Genomic DNA, 8,669 nt, shown 5'->3' with positions numbered 1-8,669 from the left:
CTGCTTAGATGGGCGATACCCGGAGATCGGGAAAATACCGCGCCGGCGGCTGTCGGAGTCGGCTGACGGCGGGCCCGATGCACCACCGAGGACGACTCGCCTGGTGCATCAGATCTGGACCAGGAGCGATTCGCGCAGGTCGTGTTGATCCCAGCCGCCGATCGAGGCGCGTGCCGATTGTGCAATAGCTCATGCGGCGCTGCCTGATAGCCGAGTCGACGGCGCGTGGCGAGCTACAACCGGGCATCCGCCGACAGGCAAGCGCCGTCGCTAAGCCCGATCGGTCAGCGCACCACCCGGCCCGGATCGAAGACGGCTATCTCGGGAATCGCGTCCACCAGCGCGTCGACCTTGGCCGCGAACATCCGCACACCGAGTTCGGCCGTGGCGCCGGTGGGATCTCCGATCACGCCGGATTCGGCGAAATCGTCGGCAAGCCAGCCGAATCGGACGGACTTACCGAACCCGACGTGCTTCAGCCCGGCGATGGCGTGCGGCACAGCCGGTTTCGCCTTGCTCATATCGACCAGGTCGGGTCGCAGGTGCAGCATGAGCGAGGTCTCGGCCCAGCCCGCGTGGATCCCGAACCCTTCCTCGGTCGGTCCCGGCTCGGCAGGCGAGCCGTGCAGGAAGGTCTGCAGGTCGAAACGGCGGCGCAGTTCCCGCAGCGCCACCTCGAGCAGTGCCGAATTGCCGCCGTGGCAGTTCACGAACAGCAGCCGCCTCGCCGGCGTCGCCGCGATGCTGCGACCGAGGTCGATCACGGTGCGCAGCAACGTTTCCGCCTCCAGCCACATCGCCCCAGGCAGGTTGGCGTGCTCATCGGACTTGGTGTAGCCGAGCGCGGGCAGCAACCACACGTCGTGTCCCGCGGCGGCAGCACGCTCGACCGCGGCACTGGTGACCGCCTCGGCGACAAGCAGATCGGTGCGCAGCGGCAGATGCGGCCCGTGCGGCTCGATCGCCCCGGTCGGCAGCACCAGGATCGAATCACGGTGCAGCGCAACAGGAACTTCGGCGGTGGTGAGGTCGAAAAAATGCCGTGTGGATGTGCTCATTCTTGCCACCTTCCCGGATTGAGCAGGCCCTTGGGGTCGGTCGTGCGGGCCAGTGCCCGCACGCGGTCCGCGTCGAGGTCGACGTAGGACTGATGCGGCGAGTGCACCGACACGCCGAGTTCGGCCAGGGCGGGCACCCCGGCGTAGACCTGCTCGGGGGAGCGGTAGACGCCGTTGAGCATCCCGAACATGGTTCCGTACCCGGCCTCGAGGTGCAGCATGCCGCCCGGGTAGACCGCCTCCACCTCGCGTAGCCGGGTGATCAGCGACTCGCCCTGGCATTCCATGTGGAAGTAGGTTTCCGGCACGGCCTTCTGCAGCCACCAGGTGGGGTGGTTGTAGGACAGGGTGCTCAGCCGCATCGTCTGGGCCAGTCCCGTGCGCACCGCCTCGATACGCCCACCGGCGGCGACCAGGACGTCGATCGTCTCGTCCAGCGCGGCGGCGTCGATGATGCCGCGTACGCTCGCCCGGCCCGGCGCGAACGCCGGATCCGCGGGCAGCGCCTCGACTACCCTCGCGCAATCCGCCGACAGCAGACGCGGTTTCGGCTCGATGGCCGCGGCCCGCATCGCCGCCGGGAAGGCGTCATAGTGTGAATCGAAGCTGGCGTACAGGCACTTCCAGTCCTGCAGCGGCTCGATGCGCACGGTGGCCGCGACGATGATGCCGGCGACGCCGTAGGTGTGCACCATAGGTTGCGCGTCGGATCCGGTGAGGTGGACCAGTTCGGCGTCCTCGTGGCCGTAGACCACGTCGACCGATTCGACGAAACCCATGTGGTTGCGGCCGTGCACGATCGTCCCGGTACCCGCGGAGCCACCGGCCAGGAATCCGCCGAGGGTGGACTGCGCGGTCGAGGGATACATCCACAACTGGCGTCCGGAGTCCCAGGCGGCCTGCTCCAGGTTGATCATCCGCGCGCCCGCCTCGGCGGTCACGGTCGTCTCGGTGAGTTCGCGGATGGCCGACAGCGAGGTCATATCCATCACCAGACCGCCGTAGCGGGGCACGACCTGACCGTAATTGCCGGTGCCTTTGCCACGAGCGGTGATCGGTACGCCGTGTCGCACCGCCGCTCGCACGATCGCCGGAACCTGTTGCGCTGCTTTGGGATAGCACACGACGTCGGGGCGTCCTAGCGGCTGCTCGGACAGGATCGGGCTCATCGTCGAGCCGTCGCGTGCGGCTCGGTCCAGCGCGCGATCGAGGGTGCTGACCCCGCGCGGGCCCAGCAGTGCCAGCAACTCGTCGATCAAGGCGTCCAGGTCGCCGCGGCCGAACCGGGGCCGGGCGGACAGGGCGGCGGTCACGACTTCACCTCGGCGACACCCGATGGTGTTGTGCCTGAGATTCTCTCGCTACGCTCGGTCATGAGGGGAATCCGATCTTCGGGTCGACGAATCGGTTGGTCGCGATCTGATCGGGCGTCAGTTTCGCTGGGACACTGACCTTTTCGGCGGTATAGACCGGCCGGGTGATATCGATGATGTGCTGCACGCGTGCGGGGTCGAAGGCGCCGGCGGCGCCGTTCTCGTTGCCGACGATGCCGAGCTTGCGCATCGTGGTGGTCGCGTAGTCGGCCTCGCCGGAGTCGTAGACCCAGCCGGTGTCGTACTTGGCGGCCGCCTCCACGATCAGGGCGTTGACCTTGGCCGGGTTGGCGAAGTAGTCGACGTCGGCCTGCTGCATCACCGGGACCAGCCGTTGCAGGCAGGCGGCGTCGGCCTCGAGATCACCCGAGCGTATCGCCAGTTCGGACGCGTAGATCGGGTATCCCGCGTCGTTGATCAGCTGATAGGCGACCGGCTTGTGCCACTGCGCGATCTTCTGCTGGTAGAGGTACGGCTCGGCGCTGGCGAAGCCCTGCTGGGCCTTCTTGCCCTGGGCGGCGACGAAATTCGCGGGTGTGCCATCGTAACTGCCATCCACCTGGCTCTTGTCGAGAATGCCCGCGCCGAGGAAATAGTCCATGTACGGGGTGCCCTGGTAGTACATCACGGTGGCCTTGGCGGCCTTCAGATCGGCGATGGTGCGCACGGTGGGGTAGGTCGCCGGATCCCACATGATCATCTGCGGGTTGATGCGCAGCGGCGCGAACACCCCGGTGGTCGGTGTGGTGGCCGCGGTCTGCACCGAGTGGTCGGTATCGGTGTACCCGAACATGATCGAGGTGTCCTGGTACATCTGCGAGGTGACCGACTGGAAGCCGATCGCCGGACCGCCGGCCCGGATCTCGAGATCGACGCCGGTGTACTGCCCGTGTGCGAACAGCGGACCGACGATCCGCTTGGCCGCGGCGTCGATCTTCGGATCGGGGCCGAGCATTTCGTAGGTGAAGCCGTGTTCGGCCTCCGGATTCCAGTCGGTCTGCACGACGATCTTGGCCGGGCACACCTGCTTCAGGTTCACCGGGCCGATCGGTCCGGTGTAGCCGGAACTCGCTGTGGCGCTGCTGCTCTGGCCGCATCCGGTCAGCGCGGCCAGGCTCAGGACAACGACGGCGGCACTAGCGCCAACCGATCGCGGCGAGGGGATCTTTCTCATGGGTTTGTCGCTTCCGGGAGAAGGGGAACGGGTCAGTGGCGGGCGTCGTCGTACCAGGCGCCCACGATCCTGCGGCCGAGCCAGCCGAACAGTACGAACACGACCACGCCTAGGGCCGAGGCCAGCAGGATGGCCGCGAACAGCTGTGGTGCCTGCAGCCGGGAGCGGTAGTTGTCCAGCAGGATGCCGATTCCCGGATCGCCCTGCTTGAAGAAGAAGTCGCCGACGATCGCGCCGACCACCGACAGGCCGGCCGAGATCCGCAGACCGGCGAAGATCGCGGGCATCGCGGCCGGGAATTCGAGCTTGCGCAGCACGGTCCACCGGCTGGTGGTGCGTAGTGCGAACAACTCGCGCAGCCCCTTGTCCACCGATTTCAGGCCGAACAGGGTGTTGGAGACGATCGGGAACAGCGCAATCAGCACGCACACGAAAACCCTCGAGATGAAACCGAATCCGAACCAGAACCCGATCAGTGGCACCAGTGCCAGAATCGGGATGCACTGCATGATCACCGCGTACGGGAACAGCGCGGTCTCGGCCCAGCGCGCCTGCGCCATCAACACCGCCCACACGATGCCCAGCACGACCGCGATCACCAGCCCGACCCCGGCGACGGTGGCGGTGCGGCCGAGCGCCTGCCACATCTCCTGGGCCTGCGGGCCCAGCAGCCCGTCGGTGATCACCTGCTGGGGCGGGGGCATCAGGAATCGTCGCGCGGGGGTGAGCAGCGCGTAGCTGATGACGTACCAGACGCCGATCACCAGGGCCAGCACCGCCAGCGGGGCGATCACCGTGCGCAACCTCCGAGGGGCCGGGCGGGCGGTATCGGAAGTGCCTGTTGCCGAGTGCGCGGAACTGGTTGGGGCGCTGCGATCTTCACCGCCGTGTGGCGTCGGTTCGACCGCCCGGGGAGGATGTGCACCCGGTTCAGCGGTGGCATCGGAAATGTTTGGGGCAGTATGCGTTTCAGTTCTCATACGTGAATTCCTCGCAGTGCCTCGGAGACTCGGCTCGCCAGGTCTGTGAATGCGTGGGTGTAGCGGATTTCCGGTCGGCGTGGGAACTCGAAGGGGACCTCGAATTCGGCGATGATGCGGCCGGGGCGCGGTGACATCACCGCAACGCGGGTGGACAGGTAGACGGCTTCGGCGACCGAGTGGGTGATGAACAGTCCGGCGAACCGGCGGGTGGCGAACAGTTCGGTGATCTCGTCGCCCAGGCGCTCGCGGGTGATCTCGTCCAGTGCGCCGAAAGGCTCGTCGAACAGGAACAATTCGGGATCGACGCTGAGCGAGCGGGCCAGGGACGCGCGCATCCGCATGCCGCCGGACAGCATGCGCGGCAGCTGATCTTCGAAGCCGGTGAGGCCGACCAGTTCGATGGCCTCCTGGGCGCGGCGGTAGCGCTCGGCCTTGGGCACGCGGTCCAGCTCGGCCAGGAGGGCGACGTTGTCGCTGACCGTGCGCCACGGCAACAGCGTCGGATCCTGGAAGACGTAGCCGATCCGGTTCGCGCCGACCTGGGCGTAGCCGCCGGTGGCGGACTCCAATCCGGAGGCGATCCGCAGCAGGCTCGACTTTCCGCAACCCGATGGCCCGACCACGCTGACGAATTCGCCCGCGCGCACGGTCAGATCGACTCCCTCCAGGGCGAGAGTGCCGTTGGGATAGGTCAATCGGGTGGAGGCGAAGCTCAGGACCTGAGTGCCGGGGCGCGGTGGCGCCTCGTGCATGGGTGGGACAGGGGACGGCGAGCCAGCGGAGCTTGCGGAGTCGGTGGGGTGGGTGAGTTCGGAAGACATCAGACCTCCAGTGGTGCGACATCGGCCGTGCGGTATTCGGTGCGGCCGATCGAGATGATCGCGCCGTCGCGGATGACGATCCGGTCGGCCGGCGCGGTGGCGACGACGTCGAGCAGCCCGATGCCGCGCACCGCCAGAAAGTCCGCGCGCGCACCGGGTTTCGCGCCCGCCTCGGGCAGCCCCAGCACTGCGCGCGCGCCGTCGGTGACCAGGTGCACGGCGGTGCGTGGCGGGACATGTCCGGCCGCGATCAGCAGCGCGGCGGTCTCCAGGGCGTCGCTGCGGCCCAGCGGGTTGAACGGGTCGCGCACGTTGTCCGCGCCCGCGGCCACCGGGATCCCTGCCTCGAGCAGCGCGGTGAGCGCGGTCAGTCCGCGCGGTGTGGCGATCGGCTCGTCCCGGCCCTGCAGGTACAGGTTGGTCAGGGGCAGGCTCACGATCCCCATGCCCGCGCCGGCCAGCAGTGCCAGGACGGGTGCGAGTTCGTGGGCAGGCAGGGTGCCCAGGCGGCAGCAGTGCCCGGCGGTGCGGGCGCGGTCCGCGGGCCAGGCGGCCACGCGCCGGGCGTATTGCGCGAGCGTGTGGTGGTCGCCGCGGAGGAATTCGTCCACGTGCAGATCCGTTCCGACACTGCGGGATTCGGCGAAGTCGAGCAGCCGGGTGAGCTCCGCGGCGGGGTCCGGTGCGAGATGCGGTGCGCCGCCGAGCAGATCCGCCCCGGCCGTCAGGGCCGCGTCGAGGATGCCGGTATCGGCGCCGGGCGGCGCGAGTACGACGATCTCGATGTCGACCAGGCCGCGCAACTCCCGGCGCACTCGGTCCACCGCGCGGATGCCGCGCAACGGGTCCGGACCGGAGAGGATGTCGGCGTGGGTGCGGATCGCCGTGGTGCCGTTGCGCAGCAGGGAGAGGGCGGCCGTGGTGGCACGCCGATGAAACGACTCCTCGTCCAGTTCCGGACTGCCGCGCCGCCACACGTCGATCGCCGTGGCCAGATCCGCGTCCGGTGGCGCGAGTACATCCCAGGACAGGGCCTTGTCGAGGTGGGCATGAGGTTCGGCGGGGGCGGTGAACAGGACGAAACCGGTCAGATCCAGGGCCTCGGGGTCCTCGTGCGGAGGCTGGGACGTACTCGGCCGCACCGCGGTGACTTTCGCGTGCCGTCCGTCGTGGCCCAGCTCGACGTCGACCACCGCGCCGTCCGGGGTGGTCGCCCCGCACATCCGCGAAATACGGTGCGGCAACTGATGATCCATGGAGATCCTTCGTTGAGGGGGTGGTGGCTCGCGGCGTGGCTGGTCGGCGAGGCTTAGCGGTTGAGGATAATGTTGATGTGATCAACATTCAGTACTATTCAGCCGGGGTGTTTCCGGCAGATGAACCACCCAGCTACGGTCTTGTTAATTCGCCCCTCGCCCGGGCGAATTCGCCGGACCTCGCGGGGTGCGACGAGAGAAGGTGCGGGATATGAAGGCGCAGAACGGATCCGGACCGGTCGGCGCGGATCCCCGAGTGCTGCTCGGCGCCGAGATCCGCCGTCGGCGGCGCGAGTCCGGCCTCACCCTCGTCCGGCTGGCCGAGCAGGCACAGATCTCGCACCCGTTCCTGAGCCAGCTCGAACGCGGCCTGGCCCGGCCCAGCATGCTGACCCTGGCCCGGATCGCCGAGGCGCTGGGCAGCACACAGGTGGAGCTCATGCTGGCCGCCGACACCGCCGGTCGGGGCGGATCCGCGGATACGGCGCAGTCCCAGGTGATCCGGTCGCACGAGGGCGTGCAACTGCCGCGCGGCATCGCCCGATCGGGCCGGGAAGAGGGTTCGACCCGGCTGCTCGTGCACGGCCGGGCCGCGTTCTATCCGCAGGAATTCGTGGACGTGAGCGGTGATTTCGGCCCGTACTTCGTACACGACGAGGACGAGTGGGTGTACGTCGTGACCGGGGCGATCGTGGTCGATCTGGGTGATCACGGCGACGCGCGGCTCGCGGAGGGGGACAGCCTCTACTACACTGGCCGCACACCACACCGGTGGCGTGTGGTGGACGCCCCGCAGGCCAGGCTGATCGTCGTGAAAGCGGCCGGGCGCGAGGCGGATTCCCGTGGCTGGGATGGATAGTCCGGCGGGGCACCGACTTTCCGGGAGCACCCGATGATCACCTCGACCTTCGCCGATGCGGCCCCCATCGATGTCCTCGTGCGCGAACGGCGCTGTGTGGCAAGCGATATCGACGAATTCACGCTCGTGCGTCCCGACTCCGGCGCCCTGCCTGCCTGGGAGCCCGGCGCCCATATCGACCTGCTGCTGTCGGATGCGCTGGTCCGGCAGTACTCGCTGTGCTCGGATCCCGCCGACCTGTCCGCGTACCGGATCGCGGTGCTGCGTGAACCGCACGGGCGGGGCGGTTCGGTTCGGGCGCACGAGACGCTGCGGGTCGGGGCGCGCATCTCGATTCGACCGCCGCGCAACCACTTTCCGCTGGTCCGTGCTCTCGGCTATGTCTTCGTAGCCGGCGGGATCGGGATCACGCCGATGCTGCCGCTGGTGGCCGCTGCCGCGCGCGGTGGACGGCCCTGGCGGATGGTGTACACCGGCCGGGACGGCGCGAACATGCCGTACGCGCGGGAAATGCGCGAGCGCTACGGGAATTCGGTGACACTGCACCATTCCACCCGGGACGGGCGGATCGACCTGGCCGCCGACCTGGCCGGAACGTCGCCGGGAACGGCCGTGTACGCCTGTGGGCCGACGAGTCTGATCGCCGCCGCCGAGGCTGCCTGCGCCGGGCTCGAAGCGGTGGACGTGTTCGCCGAACGATTCACGGCTGCGGACCTGCGCGGCGCCGACTCGCGGGCCTTCGAGGTGTCATTGGCGCTATCGGGTCTGACGCTGAGTGTGCCCGCCCGCCGATCGATCCTGGAGGTGGCCGAGGCCTCCGGGGTGGTGGCGCTGTCCTCGTGCCGCGAGGGGACCTGCGGCACCTGTGAGACGGGGGTGGTGAGCGGGGAGGTGGACCACCGCGATTCCGTCCTGACCCCTCAGGAGCGCGCAGAGAACGAATCGATGATGATCTGCGTATCCCGTTGCGCGGGAGAACGTTTGGTACTGGAACTGTAATGCGGATCGTCCAGCGTCCGCCCCTGCGATCCCAGACCGGAATTCGGCGCGCCGCGACCGGCCCGGGAGCTTCGTATCGGGATCGACTGCCGGGCCGGGCTTCGATCATTCGGCGCACACGCTTTACGCCGAGGAAACACCTCGCC

8 protein-coding genes are annotated in these 8,669 nt (G+C 68.5%); 2 read left to right on the top strand and 6 right to left on the bottom strand.

Going from position 1 to position 8,669, the window contains the following annotated elements; genetic code table 11:
- Positions 1–284 precede the first annotated feature (284 nt).
- The 6 genes from NM2_RS43315 to NM2_RS43290 form a co-directional block, all read right to left on the bottom strand.
- Positions 285–1,058: a creatininase family protein gene (locus tag NM2_RS43315; RefSeq protein ID WP_067682701.1), complete on the bottom strand. Its 774-nt coding sequence runs from the start codon at positions 1,056–1,058 to the stop codon at positions 285–287.
- Positions 1,055–2,371, bottom strand: a complete 1,317-nt coding sequence (locus tag NM2_RS43310) for an FAD-binding oxidoreductase (RefSeq protein WP_067682698.1) — start codon at positions 2,369–2,371, stop codon at positions 1,055–1,057. The genes NM2_RS43315 and NM2_RS43310 overlap by 4 nt, the downstream gene beginning before the upstream one ends.
- 58 nt (positions 2,372–2,429) lie before the next feature.
- Positions 2,430–3,605, bottom strand: a complete 1,176-nt coding sequence (locus NM2_RS43305) for a nitrate ABC transporter substrate-binding protein (protein WP_067682695.1) — start codon at positions 3,603–3,605, stop codon at positions 2,430–2,432.
- Positions 3,606–3,637: 32 nt separating this feature from the next.
- The gene (locus tag NM2_RS43300; protein ID WP_084532184.1) at positions 3,638–4,585 is read right to left on the bottom strand and encodes an ABC transporter permease; all 948 of its coding nucleotides are present in this window, start codon (positions 4,583–4,585) and stop codon (positions 3,638–3,640) included.
- A complete protein-coding gene (locus tag NM2_RS43295) occupies positions 4,582–5,340 on the bottom strand; it encodes an ABC transporter ATP-binding protein (protein ID WP_067682692.1) in 759 nt (252 codons plus the stop codon). The genes NM2_RS43300 and NM2_RS43295 overlap by 4 nt, the downstream gene beginning before the upstream one ends.
- Positions 5,341–5,408: 68 nt before the next feature.
- Positions 5,409–6,665 (bottom strand): amidohydrolase family protein, encoded by a 1,257-nt coding sequence (locus tag NM2_RS43290; RefSeq protein ID WP_067682689.1) that lies wholly within the window; start codon positions 6,663–6,665, stop codon positions 5,409–5,411.
- Between the two features lie 211 nt (positions 6,666–6,876).
- Between NM2_RS43290 and NM2_RS43285 the strand changes: the two genes are divergently transcribed.
- Positions 6,877–7,524, top strand: coding sequence for a helix-turn-helix domain-containing protein (locus NM2_RS43285; protein WP_067682719.1), 648 nt, complete (start codon positions 6,877–6,879; stop codon positions 7,522–7,524).
- A 33-nt stretch (positions 7,525–7,557) separates the two neighbouring features.
- Complete coding sequence (locus NM2_RS43280) at positions 7,558–8,523, top strand: PDR/VanB family oxidoreductase (RefSeq protein WP_067682687.1); 966 nt, start codon at positions 7,558–7,560, stop codon at positions 8,521–8,523.
- Positions 8,524–8,669 lie beyond the last annotated feature (146 nt).

This window comes from Nocardia miyunensis NBRC 108239 (assembly GCF_001613065.1).
Lineage (GTDB): Bacteria > Actinomycetota > Actinomycetes > Mycobacteriales > Mycobacteriaceae > Nocardia > Nocardia miyunensis.
This window is presented reverse-complemented; position numbering and strand designations above follow the sequence as displayed.